The 16,599-nt window shown below is 72.3% G+C and carries 15 protein-coding genes; 5 read left to right on the top strand and 10 right to left on the bottom strand.

Annotated elements, in window-relative coordinates:
* Window positions 1-52 precede the first annotated feature (52 nt).
* Both ACIGXP_RS00075 and ACIGXP_RS00070 read left to right on the top strand, forming a co-directional pair.
* Complete coding sequence (locus ACIGXP_RS00075; protein WP_399762481.1) at window positions 53-670, top strand: LysE/ArgO family amino acid transporter; 618 nt, start codon at window positions 53-55, stop codon at window positions 668-670.
* Between the two features lie 102 nt (window positions 671-772).
* Complete coding sequence (locus ACIGXP_RS00070; RefSeq protein ID WP_399762480.1) at window positions 773-2,080, top strand: MFS transporter; 1,308 nt, start codon at window positions 773-775, stop codon at window positions 2,078-2,080.
* 1 nt (window position 2,081) lies between these two features.
* On the opposite strand, the gene ACIGXP_RS00065 is transcribed toward ACIGXP_RS00070, so the two are convergent.
* A complete protein-coding gene (locus ACIGXP_RS00065; protein ID WP_363218671.1) occupies window positions 2,082-2,540 on the bottom strand; it encodes a cyclic nucleotide-binding domain-containing protein in 459 nt (152 codons plus the stop codon).
* Window positions 2,541-2,821: 281 nt separating this feature from the next.
* Entirely contained in the window at window positions 2,822-3,064 is a 243-nt protein-coding gene (locus ACIGXP_RS00060; RefSeq protein ID WP_399762478.1) for a hypothetical protein, read from the bottom strand.
* Window positions 3,065-3,189: 125 nt separating this feature from the next.
* Here ACIGXP_RS00060 and ACIGXP_RS00055 point away from each other — a divergent pair, with 125 nt between their 5' ends.
* Window positions 3,190-3,624: an ATP-binding protein gene (locus tag ACIGXP_RS00055; RefSeq protein WP_399762477.1), complete on the top strand. Its 435-nt coding sequence runs from the start codon at window positions 3,190-3,192 to the stop codon at window positions 3,622-3,624.
* A 235-nt stretch (window positions 3,625-3,859) separates the two neighbouring features.
* Window positions 3,860-4,714 (top strand): SigB/SigF/SigG family RNA polymerase sigma factor, encoded by an 855-nt coding sequence (locus ACIGXP_RS00050; RefSeq protein ID WP_399762476.1) that lies wholly within the window; start codon window positions 3,860-3,862, stop codon window positions 4,712-4,714.
* Between the two features lie 19 nt (window positions 4,715-4,733).
* Here the strand turns inward: ACIGXP_RS00050 and ACIGXP_RS00045 are convergent, their stop codons facing one another.
* The 4 genes from ACIGXP_RS00045 to ACIGXP_RS00030 all read right to left on the bottom strand — a co-directional run bounded on the left by ACIGXP_RS00045 (window position 4,734) and on the right by ACIGXP_RS00030 (window position 11,171).
* Window positions 4,734-6,956 carry an FUSC family protein gene (locus tag ACIGXP_RS00045; RefSeq protein ID WP_399763482.1) on the bottom strand — a complete coding sequence of 741 codons (2,223 nt, stop codon included), beginning with the start codon at window positions 6,954-6,956 and terminating at the stop codon, window positions 4,734-4,736.
* A gap of 155 nt (window positions 6,957-7,111) precedes the next feature.
* A complete protein-coding gene (locus tag ACIGXP_RS00040; RefSeq protein ID WP_399763480.1) occupies window positions 7,112-8,485 on the bottom strand; it encodes an NAD(P)/FAD-dependent oxidoreductase in 1,374 nt (457 codons plus the stop codon).
* Between the two features lie 201 nt (window positions 8,486-8,686).
* Window positions 8,687-9,121 (bottom strand): ATP-binding protein, encoded by a 435-nt coding sequence (locus ACIGXP_RS00035; RefSeq protein ID WP_363218675.1) that lies wholly within the window; start codon window positions 9,119-9,121, stop codon window positions 8,687-8,689.
* 151 nt (window positions 9,122-9,272) lie between these two features.
* Window positions 9,273-11,171: an AMP-dependent synthetase/ligase gene (locus ACIGXP_RS00030; protein ID WP_399762474.1), complete on the bottom strand. Its 1,899-nt coding sequence runs from the start codon at window positions 11,169-11,171 to the stop codon at window positions 9,273-9,275.
* 150 nt (window positions 11,172-11,321) lie between these two features.
* Here ACIGXP_RS00030 and ACIGXP_RS00025 point away from each other — a divergent pair, with 150 nt between their 5' ends.
* Complete coding sequence (locus ACIGXP_RS00025; protein ID WP_363218677.1) at window positions 11,322-11,555, top strand: DUF6480 family protein; 234 nt, start codon at window positions 11,322-11,324, stop codon at window positions 11,553-11,555.
* Between the two features lie 8 nt (window positions 11,556-11,563).
* Here ACIGXP_RS00025 and ACIGXP_RS00020 read toward each other — a convergent pair whose 3' ends face one another.
* From ACIGXP_RS00020 to ACIGXP_RS00005, 4 genes are all read right to left on the bottom strand, one after another.
* Complete coding sequence (locus tag ACIGXP_RS00020) at window positions 11,564-12,652, bottom strand: glutamate--cysteine ligase (protein ID WP_399762472.1); 1,089 nt, start codon at window positions 12,650-12,652, stop codon at window positions 11,564-11,566.
* 95 nt (window positions 12,653-12,747) lie between these two features.
* Window positions 12,748-14,949, bottom strand: coding sequence for a 1,4-alpha-glucan branching enzyme (glgB, locus tag ACIGXP_RS00015; RefSeq protein ID WP_399762470.1), 2,202 nt, complete (start codon window positions 14,947-14,949; stop codon window positions 12,748-12,750).
* Between the two features lie 2 nt (window positions 14,950-14,951).
* The gene (locus ACIGXP_RS00010; RefSeq protein ID WP_363220961.1) at window positions 14,952-16,316 is read right to left on the bottom strand and encodes a maltokinase; all 1,365 of its coding nucleotides are present in this window, start codon (window positions 16,314-16,316) and stop codon (window positions 14,952-14,954) included.
* Between the two features lie 28 nt (window positions 16,317-16,344).
* Window positions 16,345-16,599, bottom strand: a 255-nt coding sequence (locus ACIGXP_RS00005; RefSeq protein WP_360098540.1) for an alpha-glucosidase C-terminal domain-containing protein, incomplete at its 5' end; no start/stop codon positions are given.

Below are 16,599 nucleotides of genomic sequence, written 5' to 3'. Positions count from 1 at the left end.
TTAAGAATCTTTAGCTGGACTTGCCACTGCACGGCTACTTACGTTCGACGGCATGAACCACACCCTGACCGCCGCGGTCGCCGGATTCGGCACCGGCCTGTCCCTGATCGTCGCCATCGGCGCCCAGAACGCCTTCGTCCTGCGGCAGGGGGTGCGCCGGGACGCGGTGCTCGCCGTGGTGGGCATCTGCGCCCTGTCCGACGCGGTGCTGATCGCGCTCGGCGTGGGCGGGGTCGGGGCGGTGGTGGTGGCGTGGCCGGGCGCCGTCCGGGTGGTCGGCATCGTCGGCGGTGCCTTCCTGCTCTGCTACGGAGTCCTTGCCGCCCGCCGGGTGCTCGGGCCGGGCGCGGCCGGACTGAGCACCGAGGGGGAGGCGGCCGGTTCCCGGCGCCGGGCGGTGCTCACCTGTCTGGCGATGACCTGGCTCAACCCGCATGTCTACCTGGACACCGTGTTCCTGCTCGGTTCCCTCGCCGCCGACCGGGGCGCCCTGCGCTGGACCTTCGGGCTCGGCGCGGCGCTCGCCAGCCTGTGCTGGTTCGCAGCGCTCGGCTTCGGCGCCCGTGCGCTCGGCCGCTTCCTGGCCCGGCCGACGGCCTGGCGGGTCCTGGACGGCCTGGTCGCCGTCACCATGCTGGCGCTGGGGGCCGCGCTGATCGCCGGGGCCTGAACAAACCGGTGTGCACATGGTTGCCGAGATAGTTAGGCTCTCGAACCGAAAAGATGTAACGAGCAACCTCTGTCGGCACCAGCGCACCCCAACAGGACACCCGTGGACACGAGCGAGAGCAGCACCACCGAACCCGCCTCCGATACGGACGCGAAGGACGCGGCGGCCCCGCCCCGGCGCGGCTGGCGCCGCTGGGCGATGGACACCCGCCCCCTGCGCATCCCCGCCTACCGGCGCCTGTGGACGTCGACCATCGTCACCGCCGTCGGCAGCCAGCTCACCGCCGTCGCCGTGCCCAAGCAGATCTACGACATCACCCACTCCTCGGCATGGGTCGGCTACGCAAGCCTGGCCGGCCTCGTGCCCATGGTGGCGTTCGCGCTGTGGGGCGGAGCGGTCGCCGACACCGTGGACCGCCGCAAACTGCTGCTGCTCACCAACTCCGGCATCGCCGTGACCTCGCTGCTGTTCTGGGTGCAGGCCGTCACCGGGCTGGGCTCGGTCGTCGTACTGATGCTGCTGCTCGCCCTGCAGCAGGCGTTCTTCGGGCTCAATTCCCCGGCCCGCAACGCCTCCATCGCCCGGCTCGTCCCGGTCGAGGAGCTGCCGGCCGCCAATGCGCTCGGCTCCACGGTGATGCAGACCGGCCTGGTGGCGGGTCCGCTGCTCGCCGGTGTGCTCATCCCGGTCATCGGGCTGCCCGAGCTGTACCTGATCGACGCGCTGGCGCTGTGCGTGACCGTGTGGGCCGTCTTCCGGCTGCCCGCGCTGCCGCCGCTCGGCGAGTCCGCCGCCCGCCGCGCCGGAGTGCGCGCGATAGCCGCCGGGTTCCAGTACATATCCCGGCACAAGGTGCTGCTGCTGTCCTTCCTCGCCGACATCGTCGCGATGGTGTTCGGCATGCCCCGCGCCCTGTTCCCGCAGCTGGCCGCGCAGACGTACCACTCCTGGGGCGAAGGGCTCGCGCTCGGTGTGCTGTTCGCCGGCATCCCGGTCGGCGCGGTGCTCGGCGGCCTGTTCTCCGGGGCGTTCTCGCGGGCCCGCCGGCACGGCTGGATGGTCATCGGGGCGGTCGTCGGCTGGGGGGTGGCCGTGGCCGGGTTCGGGCTGAGCGGCAACCTGTGGGTGGCCCTGGCCTTCCTCGCCGCGGCCGGTGTCGCCGACATGGTCTCGATGGTGTTCCGCGGCGCGATCCTGCTGTCGGCGGCGACCGACGAGATGCGCGGCCGGATGCAGGGCGTGTTCACGGTGGTCGTCGCGGGCGGCCCGCGCCTGGCCGACGTGCTGCACGGCACGGCCGGCTCCGCGTTCGGCCCGCGCGCCGCCGTGGCGGGCGGTGGCGCCCTGGTCGTCGTGGTGATGCTGACCCTGACCGCCGCCGTCCCGGCGCTGCGCCGCTACCGGGTCTGAGCTACAGCAGCCCGGTGCGGCGCTGGATGGCGTACTGGTCCATCAGCTTGCCCCGGGTCGTCTCCAGGCGGTGGGCGAGGATCTCGGCCACCGTCCGCACCAGGGACAGCCCGAGCAGCGGATCCTCCACGGACAGCGCGAGCACCGAGGGCCCGTCGAACTCGTAGGCCCGTACGTTGCTGAAGGCCACCGCCCCGAAGTCCCACTGGTACGGCGGGAACAGCCAGGACCAGCCGAGCAGGTCGCCCGCGCCGAGCGTGGCCACCGTCACCCGCTGCCGGGAGGTGACGTGGGTGTCCAGATGGACCGCGCCCGAGCGGATCACCCAGAACCGGTCGGCGGTGCCGCCCGCCTCGAAGATGCGGGTGTCCTCCGGGAACGCGACCTCCTTGGCCAGTTCCATGAGGCGCTCGCGCTGCGCCTGGGGCAGGGCGGTCAGCAGTTTTATCGCTTTGGTCATGGCGCGGGACTCCTCGCCGGAGGCGGTTCGGGTGCTTTCCTCTCAGCCCATTTCAGCCGCTGCCGCCGCCGCGAGCACCTCGAAGGACGCGGATTTCCTTGCCGCCCTCCCCGCCCGCCGCCGGTTTCCGGGCAAGAAAAAGCCCTGGCTGGACGGGGGAGGCCAGCCAGGGCCGTATGCGGTGACGCCAGGAGGGAGGAAGGACGGTTCCGGTCCGCTCCGGCATCACGTATGTATGAACGATAAACCACCTTGCGGGCGGTCCGGAAACCGGAAGCGGGTCAAGTGACCTGTTTCACGCCCTCTGTCACAGTCGGCGGCCGGCCCGGGCTGACGATCTCCTCCAGCACCCTGAGCACCGCCTCGAACGCCCGCGCCCGCACCGCCGCCTCCCGGGCGCCGTCCGGATCCGTCGCCGTCAGGCTCCGGGCGCGTTCCCGCCAGGCCCGCTCCTCCTCGGCCGCCCGCTCCCGGCCGCGCCGGATGCGCCGCAACAGCTCGTCCGCGTCCACGACATCGGTCATGCCGCTCGGGTACCCGCCCGCTGCGCGGTGATGACACCGGCACGCATCGTGTTTGACAGCGCCGCAGCGGGTCAGCCGAAAGGGGAGAGAGACCTGCATTCCGGGCACCGTTCAGGGAGGAAGGGATGCTCGACAAGCACCGGACCAGCTCCTCCGCGGCGTTGCGGGAACCGTGCCACCGGCTTCCGTGCCGACCCGCCGACGCCCGCAGAACGGTCCAGCGAGTGGTGGCCGAGGGCTGCCGGGCCCGCGCGCTGTCCTGCGGTGCGGAGGTCATGGAGGACGCCCTGCTGGTCACCTCGGAACTCACCACCAACGCCATCCTGCACGGCGGCGGCATCACCGGCTTCGACGTGGACGTCGACTCCGCCGGCGTACGGGTCTCCGTGAGCGACCGCAGCGACGAGCTGCCGGTGGCCACCGCGCCCGTCGACAAGCGCGGGCACACCCAGCCCGGCGGTCGCGGCTGGCCCATCGTGTGCCGGCTGGCCCGGGAGGTGCGGGTGGCGGAGCTGCCCTGCGGGGGCAAGCGCATCACTGCCGTCGTGCCGCTGCACTGAACCCGTGCGGGAAGTTCCGCCCCCGCGGTGTTTGCTCCCCGGAGCCGCGGGCAGGCGGAATTTCGTGCTTCGGACCGGAGGCGCGCGCCCAGCGGGACTTGTACGACCGCCCTGGGTCCCCTCCTGGCGGACCGGGCGGACCACCCGCGGCGAACCCTGAAACCCCCGTTCGGGCCAGGCCACGAACCCTCGTTCCGGCCGTGCGCCCTGAAACCACGTTCAGGAGCGATTCCGCATGCTGACAGACATGTCGACAAGCCGTCCCGGCGCACCCACCACGACCGCGGCCGCAGCGGCACCCGCACGGCGGCCCCATGACGACGCCCCCGAGACCGCGGAGCTGTTCGCCCGGCTGGCGGAACTGGACGACGGCCCCGAGCGGGACGCCATCCGCGACGAACTCGTCACCGCCTGGCTGCCCATGGCCCACCGGATCGCCGGGCGCTTCCGCGACCGGGGTGAGTCCGTCGAGGACCTGCGGCAGGTGGCCGCGCTCGGGCTGGTGAAGGCCATCGACCGGTTCGACCCGTCCCGCGGGGCCTTCGAGAGCTACGCGGTGCCGACCATCACCGGCGAGGTCAAGCGGCACTTCCGGGACCGGATGTGGGCCCTCAGGGTGCCCCGCCGGGTGCAGGAACTGCGCAACCGGGTGCGGGTGGCCCGCCGGGAACTCACCCAGAACCCCGGCAGCCCCGAACCGACCGTCGCCGCGATCGCAGCGCACACCGGCCTCAGCGAAGAGGACGTCACCGCGGGGATGGAGGCGCTGGAGAGCTTCAGCACCCTGTCCCTGGACGCCGAACTGGCCACCGGTGAGGACGGCTACAGCCTCGCCGACACCCTCGGTGCGGCCGACGCCTCGTACGACGTCGTGGTCGACCGCGAGGCGGCCAGGGAAGGGCTGCGCCGGCTGCCCGAGCGGGAGCGGGCCATCCTCTACATGCGCTTCTTCGAGGACATGACGCAAAGCCGTATCGCCGACCGGCTGGGCATCTCCCAGATGCACGTCTCCCGGCTGATCAGCCGCAGCTGCGCCCGCGTCCGCGAGGAAGCCCTGGGCCGCCGGGCCGGCGGGAGCGACCGGGGATGAGCAGGCGGACGACGCGGCGTCACCTCACCGGCCGGACTGCCCCCGCGGCGAGGCCCAGCGGCCGGGCCAGGCCCGAGACCGCCTCGTCCAGCCGCTGCAGATGGCGCAACACCCGGTCGGTCACCCGGCCGTAGCGCGGAGTCCGCAGCGTTCCCGGCTCCAGCATCGAGGCGATGCTGGAGCCGGTCTCCATCTCCGCCATGGCGCGTGGGTCGGCCACATGCGCGGCGATCGCCTCGATGTTGTGCACGATCCGCCCGCACGCCCCGCGCAGCCTCGGATCCGCCGCGATCGACGGATGCGTCGGCAGCAGCTCGGCCGTGGCCGCGAGCGAGCGCCCGTGGTAGGCGCACGTCTCCAGCAGCGCCACCACATAGCGGGCGGTGTCACGGCGTGAGCGCAGCGGGGTGATGGGATGGGTCAGCGGCTGGGTGGCCGCGCGCAGATCGGCCAGCGCCTGGTCCAGATCCCGCGCCTGCTCCACCAGATCGGCGCCGGCCCCGCCGCTCAACTGCTCGACGGCGGCCCGCGTGACCTCCGCCAGCCGGTTCAGGACCGTGACGAGAAGCTCGTTGGTACGGCGGTCGGTGTGGATCGGCAGCACCACCGCCGCCGCGATCACCCCGCAGGCCGCACCGAGCGCCGTCTCCTCCACCCGCAGCACCAGCACCGCCATGCTGTAGGTGTTCAGCAGCGTGTACAGCAGCCCCAGCATCGCCGTCACGAAGAACGACATCAGCGTGTACGACAGCGGCGCCGTGTAGAACATCGCGAAGATGAGGACCAGCACCAGCGCGAACGCCGTCCACGTGTGATGGCCGACCAGCCCGGCCAGGCCGATACCGGCCACCACGCCGAGCACCGTGCCCAGCAGCCGACGGTAGCCCTTCACCAGGATCTCGCCGGTGGAGGCCGTGTTGATGAACACGATCCAGCAGGTCAGCACCGCCCAGTACCAGCGCTGACTGGACAGCAGCTCACCACCGGCGATGGCCAGCGCGGAGCCGACGGCCACCTGGACCGCGGCCCGCGTCGTGGGCCGCCCGAGGCCGGTCGGCTCCGGCTCCTCCGCCTCCCGCTCCTCGCCCGCCTCGATCGCGGCGTCCTCCGCGTCCAGCTCCTCGCGCGACCGCGTCGTCGCCGGGCTGTCGTCGGAGTCGTCCTGCGGCCCGTCCAGCGCCAGCCTCAGGCCCAGTGCGGCACGGGCGGCCTCGCCGAGCCCGCGGAAGACGTCCTGCACCGCCGGGGCGGCCTTGGGCAGGTTCTCCTCGTCGCGGTAGCCGAGCAGACGGTTGCGCACCTGGGCGAGCGCGGTGCCCCGGGCCTCGCCGAGCGGCCGCAGCATCAGCAGCCGCAGGGCCTGCAGGTCCCGGCGCAGCGCCGCCGTCGCCTCGTCCCGCACCGGCAGCTCACCGCCGGAGGGCAGCGCGGCACCCGGCAGATGCAGGGTGAGGGTGTCGGTGCGCTCGGCGCTGCGCGCGGTGAGCAGCAGCAGGCCGAGCCGCTCGGCGGCGATCTCGGCGTCGGCGACCCGGCGCTGCAGCAGCCGGGCCACCGCCGGGTCGGAGGTGCCGTCCTCCAGCCGCCCCTGGATCATCAGCGCCGTCTCGTGCAGCCGCGCGGTGGCCGTGCGCAGGTCGTCCAGGACCTTGTCCACGTCGTCGGGGCCGGCGTCCAGCAACTCGGCCTGCACGGAGATCAGCTGCGCGAGGCGGGCGCGGAACGCCCGCCGCAGCCGGTCCAGGGTGCCCGCCGGGATCTGCGGCAGCAGCACGAACCGCGCGGCGGCGCTGCACGCGAACGCCACACAGATGATCCCGTACAGCGCGGGCAGCGCGGCGGTGGTCGCCCGCACGAACAGGGACAGGAAATACACCTGGAAGCCGATGAGGCCCAGCGCGGTGCCGCGGTCGCCGAACCGGCGGCCGTAGACCGCGCAGAAGATGAGGAGGACGAAGAACAGGTCCCCGACGACGACCCGTTGGTGCAGCAACGCCCCCAGTGACACCGAGGCCAGCGCCACCGGCAGTCCGAGCGCGAGCGTGAGGGCCTGCTGGGCGCGCTGCTTCTCCCGGATGGCGAAGGTCGCCACCATCGCGGCCATGGCACCTGCGACCAGCTGCGGCACCGGCACCCGCAGGGCGGCCAGGACGGCGAGGGTGAGCGCGATCGCGGCGACCGTGCGCAGCCCGGCGGTGAGTCTGAGCAGCCCGGGATCGGACGCCGCGAGCCGGTCCCACATCCGTACCCGCCCCGACCGTCCCGCTGTGCCCACGCCGCCGCGCTCTCTCCCGTGCCCGCACATGATCTCCGGTCCAGCATCGCACGACGGACCGAAACCGCTCGCGTTCCGGTGGCCGGTGCCCCGGCCACCGGAACGTGGGTCACGTCAGGGGATCACGGGCCCTCGACAGGCGTCCCCTCCACCCGGGCCCGTACCTGTTCCGGCGTCAGATACGCGTCGGTGAACTCGAAGTCCTTCAGGCGGGCGGCCTTGCGGGCCTGGAAGCCGGTGCGGACGAAATCGTCGCCGGCGACGGCGTTCAGCAGCCAGTTGGTCATCACACGGGTCTTGGCGACATTGGTGCGCAGCGCCGACCAGTGGTAGCCGCGCGCCACCGCCTGCGCCGGCACGCCGCGCAGCTCGATGCCCAGCGGCTTGGACACCGCGTCCTTGCCGCCGAGGTCGACGACGAGGCCCAGGTCATGGTGCACGTACGGCTGCATCGGCTGACCCCGCAGCGTCGCGATGACATTGTCGGCGACCTTCTTGCCCTGGCGCATCGCGTGCTGCGCGGTGGGCGGGCAGACCGCGCCGTCGCCCTTCGCCAGGTCCGGCACGGCGGCCGAGTCGCCGAGCGAGAACACCCCGTCGTGGCCCGGCAGACACATCTCCGGCGTGACCGCCAGCCGGCCACGGACCGTCTCCGCGCCGAGCGTGGCCATCAGCGGGCTGGCGACCACCCCGGCCGTCCAGATCAGCGTGTGCGTCGGTACCACCCGGCCGTCGGTGAAGGTGACCTCCTCCGCCCCGGCCTTGTCGATCGACACGCCCAGCGACACCTCGATGCCGCGCCGCCCCAGGATCTCCTGGGCGCTGCGGCCGAGCTTGTCGCCCAGCTCCGGCATCAGCTTGGGCGCGATGTCGATCAGATGCCACTTGATCAGGCCGGGGTCCAGCCGCGGGTAGCGGGTGACGGCGGCGTGCGTCAGCCGTTGCAGACAGGCGGCGGTCTCGGTGCCCGCGTATCCGCCGCCGACCACCACGAACTGCAGCCGCGCCGCCCGCTCGGCCGGGTCGTCGCTGGCGTCCGCGAGGTCGAGCTGGGTGATGACGTGGTCGCGGATGTAGGCGGCTTCGGCGAGGGTCTTCATCCCGAAGGCGTGCTCGGTCAGCCCCGGGATGTCGAAGGTGCGGGTCACGCTGCCGGGTGCCAGCACGATGTAGTCGTACGGCTCGTTGACGATCTTGTCGGTGATGGTGCGGACGACACACACCTTCGCCTTCAGGTCCACCCCGATGGCGCCGCCCGGCAGGATGCGGGTGCGGTACTTCTTGCTGCGGCGCAGGCTGAGGGCGATCGACTGCGGCGTGAGCACCCCGGAGGCGACCTGGGGCAACAGCGGCAGATACAGCTGATACGAGAACGGCGTCACCAGGGTGACGTCGGCTTCGGCGGGAGCGAGCTTCCGTTCCAGGCGGCGGACGCACTCGACGCCGGCGAAGCCTGCGCCAACCACCAGGATCCTGGGTCGTGTCACGGTGTTCATCCCTTTCTGCGGCTCCAGGCGGTCCGAGTCGACGCCGTTCGCCTGCGCGGGATCGGTGCGCAGCACCTTCGATCCCACCGTGGCCCGAGCCGTTCCGCCAGCTGGGCGCGGCAGGCAGACGAACGCGTGGGCACCAGCATGCCCCCACTCCGGGTGGAGTAACCGGTTGTCGCACAGATACACGTCGTACACACGATGTGGTCACCAGGGCAGGAACACGTGGATGTCCTTGCCCTCCTCATGGACGACCACGCTGACCTGCGTGCACAGCGTGTGCACCAGGTGCCAGCCGATGCCGCCGCCACCGGTGCGCGGGTGGAAGGGCCGGGGCTCCGGCCTGGTCGTGCTCGTGTCGCGCATCGTCACGTGCACACCGTCGAAGGTGCGGCGCATCCGCAGCCCGAACGGCCCGGGCGCGTACTGGATGACGTTGGCGGCCAGTTCCGTCACCACCAGCAGGATGTCGTCCCAGTACTCGTGCGCGGTCGGCGGCGACTGCGTGGCGAGCGCGCACAGGAAATCCTCCGCGGCAAGCCGCGCCTCTGTGACGTTGCGCAGCTCACCCGCGAAGGAGAAGGTGCGCTCGTACCTGTCCTCCGAGGACGGTGTGTCGTCCCAACGCGGCTCCGTCGCCATCTCGCATTCCCCGGTCCCGGCCGGTCGGGGGCCCTCGCGAGCCCCCGGACCAGGACGGTCGTCGGTGCTGGTCTCCGTCTGTGCTTGCGGGTTCCCGCCCCCGCGCGGCCTATCCGTCACCCCGGCCCGCGGTCCCTACGGTCCACCCCCCTCAGCGGAAGACGTCGTCCGGCTCGTCCCAGTCCGCCGGCTCCTGCGGACCGCGCGCCGCCCGGGACCGCGCCAGGTACATCGCATCGATCTCGGCGGCGTAGTGCCGCACGATCGCGTCCCGGCGCAGCTTCATCGACGGCGTGAGCAGTCCGTTGTCCGCGGCGAACGGCTCCTGCAGGACACGGTAGACCCTGATCGACTCCGCACGGGAGACGGCGGCGTTCGCCGAGGCGACGGCCCGCGCGATCTCCTCCCGCAGCGCGTTCTCCTCGCGGCTCTCCCGGCCCGGACTGTCGCCCTGGAGCGCCAGGGCGGCCCGCCAGTCGGCGAGGAACTCCGGGTCCAGGGTGATCAGGGCGCCGACGCAGGGCCGGTCGTCGCCGATCACGACCGCCTGGTGGACGAGCGGATGCATGCGCAGCCGCTGCTCCAGCGGGGCCGGGGCGACGCTCTTGCCGCCGCTGGTGACGATGATGTCCTTCTTGCGCCCGGTGATCGTCAGATAGCCCTCGGAGTCCAGCCGCCCGATGTCCCCGGTGGCCAGCCAGCCGCCACGCAGCACGGCCCGCGTCGCCGCCTCGTCGCCGACATAGCCCTGGAACACCGACGGCCCGCGCACCAGGATCTCCCCGTCGTCGGCCACCTGGACCTCGGTGCCCGGCAGCGGCCGGCCCACGGTCCCGGACTTCTCCCGGCCGAGCGGCTGCATGGTGATCCCGCCGGAGGCCTCGGTGAGGCCGTAGCCGTCGTGGATGAACACACCGATGCCCGCGTAGAACAGGCTGAGTTCGCGGCTGAGCGAGGAACCGCCGGAGGTGCCGCGCAGCACTCGGCCGCCGAGTGCCGCACGCAGCCTGCGGTACACCGTCCGCTCGTACAGGGCGTGTTGCAGCCTGAGCTCGAACCCTGGACCCTGCCCCCTGCCCAGCCGGTGGCGTTCCTCCGCCGCGGCGAAGTCCCGGGCCGTCTGCGCGGCCCGCTCGAAGAGTGCCCCCCGGCCCGCCTGCCCGGCGGTCCGCAGGAACTTCTTGTACAACTTCTCGAACATCGACGGTACGCCGTACAGGTACGTCGGCCGGAACGTGCTCAGCGCCGAGGCCAGGGCCGCCTCGCTCAGCTCCGGCTCGTGCCCCATCAGGACGCCGCCGCGGACACACATGAGCATGATCATGATGCCGTAGACGTGCGAGAAGGGCAGGAAGGCCAGCACGGACGGCTGTTCGCCCGGCGGGGCCGCGGTGTGCGCCCAGCCGGCCAGCAGCGTGTCGCAGGGATAGGCGAGGCCGCGGTGGCTCAGCGCGCAGCCCTGGGGGCGGCCGGTGGTACCGGAGGTGTAGACGACCGCCGCCGTGGCGTCCGGCAGCACGATCCGGCGCAGCGACTCCACCGTGGTGTACGGCACGAGCGCGCCCCGCTGGACGAGATCGGGCAGCGCGCCCGCGTCCAGCTGCCAGACGTGGCCCAGCCGGGGCAGCCCGGCACACACCGTGCCGACGGTCATGACGCCCTGCTCGTCCTCCACCACCACGGCCACACAGCCGGCGTCCCGCAGGATCCACTCGACCTGGTCGCGCGAGGCGGCCGGATGGATCGGCACGATCTCGGCGCCGACGGTCCACAGCGCATGGGCGAAGACGGTCCACTCGTAGCGGGTGCGGGACATCAGGGCCACCCGGTGGCCCGGTGAGATCCCGGCGGCGACCAGCCCCTTGGCCAGCTCGACCACCTCGTCCCGCAGCTCGACGGCGGTCACCTCCTGCCACACGGTGGCGGCGGGATCCGTGCGGTGCGCGAGCACCGGCAGCGTCGGACTGCGCTCGGCGGTGTCGAAGACGCTGTCGGCGAGGCCGCCGGTGAGCGGCGGGGCAACGGCGGGAGCGAGGGCGACGTCGCGCATGCGCTGCTCCTGGGTGTACTGAGGGTCACACCGCCGACCGGCTCTGTGTCGGCGGTGCTCGAATGTAGCCCAGCGGAACGCGTTCGGTGCGGGGAACGGAGAAGTCGTGATCGGCTGATGATGTGGCCGTGTCCTGGGGACTCGGCAGACATGAGTCATGTGAACCCCGATCCGGAACCAGAACGCACCACCGGGCTGGAGCCCGGGGGCTCGGTCCCGCCGGGCGAGACCCCGCCCGCCGAGAGCAGCCTGCCCGAGGCCGGCCCCCGGGAGCCGCACGTCCAGCGCAGAGGCTGGGCGAAGGCGCCGATGGCCCTGATCATCGTCCTCGTCGTCCTGATCGCGGCGGGCTTCCTGGGATACGCCCTCTCGCTCATCTTCTGAGCGGGGACTCAGCCCTGGGTGTGCCGTACGCACTCGGTGACGACATCCCGCAGGCTGCCGGTCCGCTCCAGCAGCCGGCGCTGCCGGCGGGCCCCGTTGCCGTGTCGCAGCAGCTCCGCCACACCCTGCTCGGCGCGCTCCGCGTCGCCGCAGGCGGTGAGCGCGTCCCCGGTGTGCTCCAGCAGTGAGCGCAGCACCTGCGGGGCGGTCACCGGCCGCATGGTGAGCGGGTCGAGCAGGTCCTCCTCCAGGCCGAACCGGGCGGCCTGCCAGTCGGCGAGCCTGAGCACGCTCACGCTGTGGCCGGGTGCAGGACGGCCGGCCCGCCAGTCCCGTGCGGCCGTCTCCACGAGTGCGCGGCTCAGCGTCGCGATCAGCGCGGCGGTCTCCGCGCTGAGACAGACGTCCGAGACGCGGATCTCCACGGTCGGATAGTGGGCGGACAGCCGCGCGTCGAAGTAGACCATCCCCACGTCGAGAATGGCGCCGGTGGCCACCATCTCCGTCACGCGCCGGTGATAGCGCTCGGCCGACTCGAAGAGCTCCGTCGGCCCCGCCGACGGCCAGCGGCTCCACACCTGGCTGCGATAGCTGGCGTAGCTGGTGTCCCTTCCCTGCCAGAACGGGGAGTTGGCGCTGACCGCGCGCAGCACCGGCAGCCAGGGGCGGATCCGGTCGAGGACCGCGACACCCTCCTCGTCGGACTCCACCGACACATGCACATGGCAGCCGCACACCAGCTGCTCCCAGGTGGGTATCCCGTACCGCTCGGCCAGCCACTGGTACCGCTCGTTGACGCTGAGGGAGGGACTGACCGGCAGGGGAGAGGTGGCCAGGGCGACGACCGCGCTGCCGATCTCGCCGGCGTGCCGGGCCGCCTCCTTGCGCCAGCGCACGATCTCCTCGCCGAGGGCCCCCATGTCCGCCTGCGGATGCGTGGCGAACTCCAGCATCTGCCGGAACAGCTCCTTCTCGAACACCTGCTGTCCGGGGTCGTCATGGGCGACATGGGCGAGGACGGCCGCCGCCAGCGCCTTCGGCTCGCCGGTGTCCGGGTCGACCAGAAGGAGTTCCTCCTCCACTCCGACGGTGCGCAACGTGGTGCCACCCTTCTGTCTCCATGCCACGAGGGGCAGTCGTGGGTCTGTACGACCCCGACTGCCCCTCGACGGGCCGCCGACACCTGCGCCTTTCAGCGCTCCGGTGTCAGCCAGACCGTGGCCAGCGGCGGGAGCGTGAGCCTCAGGAAGCCGTCGTCCGGCTTCAGCGGCCCCGCGTTGCCGACCCCGCTGCCGCCGTACCGGACGTCGTCGGTGTTCAGCGTCTCCTGCCACGCGCGGATCCCGTCCGGGACCCAGAGCCGGTAGTCCTGCCGCACCACCGGGGAGAAGTGCGACACCGCCAGCAGGGGGGAGCCGTCGGCGGCGAACCGCAGGAACGCGAAGACGTTGTCGTCCGCCGCGTCGCACAGCACCCACCGGAAGCCGCCCGGGTCGGTGTCCCGCTGCCACAGCGCCGGCGTCGCCCGGTACACGGTGTTCAGCTCCCGCACGAGATTCTGCACACCCCGGTGGTCGCCGGCCGAGTGGTAGTCGTCGTCCAGCAGCCACCACTCCGGGCCGTGCGCCTCGGACCACTCGGCTCCCTGAGCGAACTCCTGCCCCATGAACAGCAGCTGCTTACCGGGATGGGCCCACATGAAACCCAGGTAGGCGCGATGATCGGCCCGCCGCTGCCACCAGTCGCCCGGCATCTTCGACACCAGCGCCTGTTTGCCGTGCACGACCTCGTCGTGGGAGATCGGCAGGACGTAGTTCTCGCTGTAGGCGTACACCATCGAGAAGGTCATCTCGTTGTGGTGGTACTTGCGGTGCACCGGCTCCTTCTGGATGTACTGCAGCGAGTCGTGCATCCAGCCCATGTTCCACTTCAGCCCGAAGCCGAGCCCGCCGCTGTCCGTCGGCCGGGTCACCCCGTCCCAGGCCGTGGACTCCTCGGCGATGGTCACCACACCCGGGCAGCGCCGGTAGACGGTGGCGTTCATCTCCTGCAGGAAGGCCACCGCGTCCAGGTCCTCCCGCCCGCCGAACACGTTCGGCTCCCACTGGCCGGAGTCCCGCGAGTAGTCCAGGTAGAGCATCGAGGCGACGGCGTCCACGCGCAGCCCGTCGATATGGAACTCCTGGCACCAGTACACGGCGTTGGCGACCAGGAAGTTGCGCACCTCGGTGCGGCCGTAGTCGAACTCGTACGTCCCCCAGTCCGGATGCTCGGCGCGCGTCGCGTTCCCGGGTTCGTACAGCGGATCCCCGTCGAACCGGGCCAGCGCCCAGTCGTCCTTGGGGAAGTGCGCCGGCACCCAGTCCATGATCACGCCGATGCCGGCCCGGTGCAGCGCGTCCACCAGGTACTTGAAGTCGTCCGGAGAGCCGAGGCGGGGCGTCGGCGCGTAGTAGGAGGTGACCTGGTAGCCCCAGGAGCCGCTGAACGGATGCCCGGCGACCGGCATGAGCTCGACGTGGGTGAAGCCCATCTCCTGCACATAGGCGGGCAGTTCTTCGGCCAGTTGACGGTACGTCGATCCGGGTCGCCAGGAGGGAAGGTGGACCTCGTAGACGGAGAACGGCGCCTGGTGCACGGGCGTGTCGCCCCGGTGGGCCATCCACTCCGCGTCGCCCCACTCGTACCGCGACACAGCGACGACCGACGCCGTGTCGGGCGGCACCTCCGTGCGCCGCGCCATCGGGTCGGCCTTCAGGAAACGGTGGCCGTAGCGCGAGGTGATCTCGAACTTGTACCGGTCGCCCTCGCCGATCCCGGGCAGGAACAGCTCCCAGACCCCGGACGCGCCCAGCGACCGCATCGGGTACTGCGTGCCGTCCCAGTACGTGAAGTCACCGGCCACCCGCACCCCCTGGGCGTTGGGCGCCCACACGGTGAAGCGGGTGCCCGTCACCCCCTCGTGCGTCATCGGCTCGGCGCCGAGCGCCTGCCACAGCTGCTCGTGCCGGCCCTCCCGGATCAGATGCAGATCCAGCTCACCGAGAGCGGGCAGGAACCGGTACGGATCGTGCACCTCCTGCTCGACCTCGTCATACGCCACCAGCAGCGTGTACGCCGGGATCTGCGGGTACGGCAGCACGGCCGCGAAGAGACCGTCGCCCTCCGACCGGAGGGCGCCGCGCACCCCGTCGACCACGACGCTCACCGAGCGCGCGTTCGGGCGCAGCGCCCGGAACAGGACGCCGCCCGGGACCGGGTGGGCGCCCAGCAGGGCGTGCGGATCGTGGTGGGCGCCGCCGAGCAGCCGGGCCCGGTCGGCGGGGTCGAGCGGGAGGGCCACGAGCGGCTGGGGGCCGGCCGCCTCGGGGAGCGCGGTGTCGCGCAGGGCCATGGTCAGCCTCCCCACACGGCGAGCCGCTTGATCGCCGCCATCGGTACCGGCAGCCAGTCCGGCCGATGTCTCGCCTCGTACAGCACCTCGTACACCGCCCTGTCCGTCTCGTGCGCGCGCAGCAGCGCGTGCTTCTTCCGTGGATCCCAGCCCGCCCGGGCCGCGTAGCCCGCGCAGAACGCCTCCCGGCAGCGGCGCGCCCACTCGGGTCGCCAGGGGCGGCGCTGCCGGGCCGCGTAGTCGAAGGAACGCAGCATCCCCGCCACATCCCGTACCGGGGAGTGCGGGGCGCACCGCTCGGCGAGCGGCCGGGACGGCTCGCCCTCGAAATCGATGACGAACCAGTCGCGGCCCGCCCGCAGCACCTGCCCGAGGTGCATGTCGCCGTGGATGCGCTGGGCGGGCGGGCCGGTGTCGCAGGTGGCGAGGGCCCCGAACGCGGCCCGCAGCCCCGGCACGAACGGCCTGAGCCCCGGTACGGCGTGCGCCGCCGCGTCCAGCCGTGCGCACATCGCCTGTGCCGTACGGCCGTTCTCGCCGGGCCCAGCCGGACCGAACGCCTCGGCCAGCGCGAGGTGCACCTCGGCCATGGCCCGGCCCAGCTCATGGGCCTCGGCGGTGAAGTCGTCGCCCGCGGCGAGCGCGCGCAGCGCCAGCGTCCAGCCGTCGGAGGCGTCCGGCAGGAACGGCTGCAGCACGCCCAGGGTGGCCGGCTGCGGCGCGGTCGTCCCGAACCAGGCCACCGGCGCGGGTACCCGGGTGCAGCCCTGCGCGGCCAGTGCGGCCGTGACCTCCAGGTCCGGGTTGACGCCCGGCTGGATCCGGCGGAAGACCTTCAGGATGTACGCGTCGCCGTACACGATCGACGAGTTGGACTGCTCGGCGTCCAGCAGGCGCGGCGGCAGCCCGCCGGGCACCTCGGCGCCCGGGGCCGCCCCGAACCGCAGCGGGCCGGCCGCGCCGGGCTGCCGCAGCCGCTCCAGCAGCAGATGCGCCGAACGTGGATCGTGCAGCGCGTCATACACCGCGAGCCCGGTGAACGGGCCCTGTTCGGCCCGCCCGATGTACGCCCGCTCCAGTCGGGGGGCGAGATGTTCGCGCAGGCCGAGCAGCAGTTGGTAGCAGTCGCCGGGCGGGGGAGTGCCGCCCGGGGTGGGCACGGGCGCGTGCGAGGCGTGCACCAGCAGGTGCAGACACCCCGGGAACAGCTCGGTCACGGACAGCACCGACAGATCGGCGACGGGCCGGTCCTTGCCCGCGAACCAGCGTTGCCTCGGCAGCCATTGCCGCAGCAGCCCGCCCAGCGACACCAGGGGCCCGTCGAGGCCGGCCGCGCTTCTCGGTCGTGCGGTGATGGTCTTCGGCATGACGCGTCCTTTCCTCGGCGCCGGGCGTTCAGCGACGGCGGCCGATGCGGGATGCGACTCGGGTGAGCCGGAACCAGTAGAAGCCGTGGCCTTGCAGGGTCAGCAGGTAGGGAAGTTCACCGATGGCGGGGAAGCGCACCCCGCCGATCAGCTCGACGGGGTGCCGTCCGTCGTACGCCCTGAGGTCGAGCTCGGTGGGCTGTGCGAAGCGGGAGAAGTTGTGGACGCACAGCACCAGGTCGTCCTCGTACTCGCGGAGGAAGGCGAGGACGGCCGGGTTGGA

Source organism: Streptomyces sp. NPDC053069, from assembly GCF_044546895.1.
Lineage (GTDB): Bacteria > Actinomycetota > Actinomycetes > Streptomycetales > Streptomycetaceae > Streptomyces.
The sequence above is the reverse complement of the archived record's forward strand: the minus strand, read 5'-3'. Positions and strand labels throughout refer to the sequence as shown.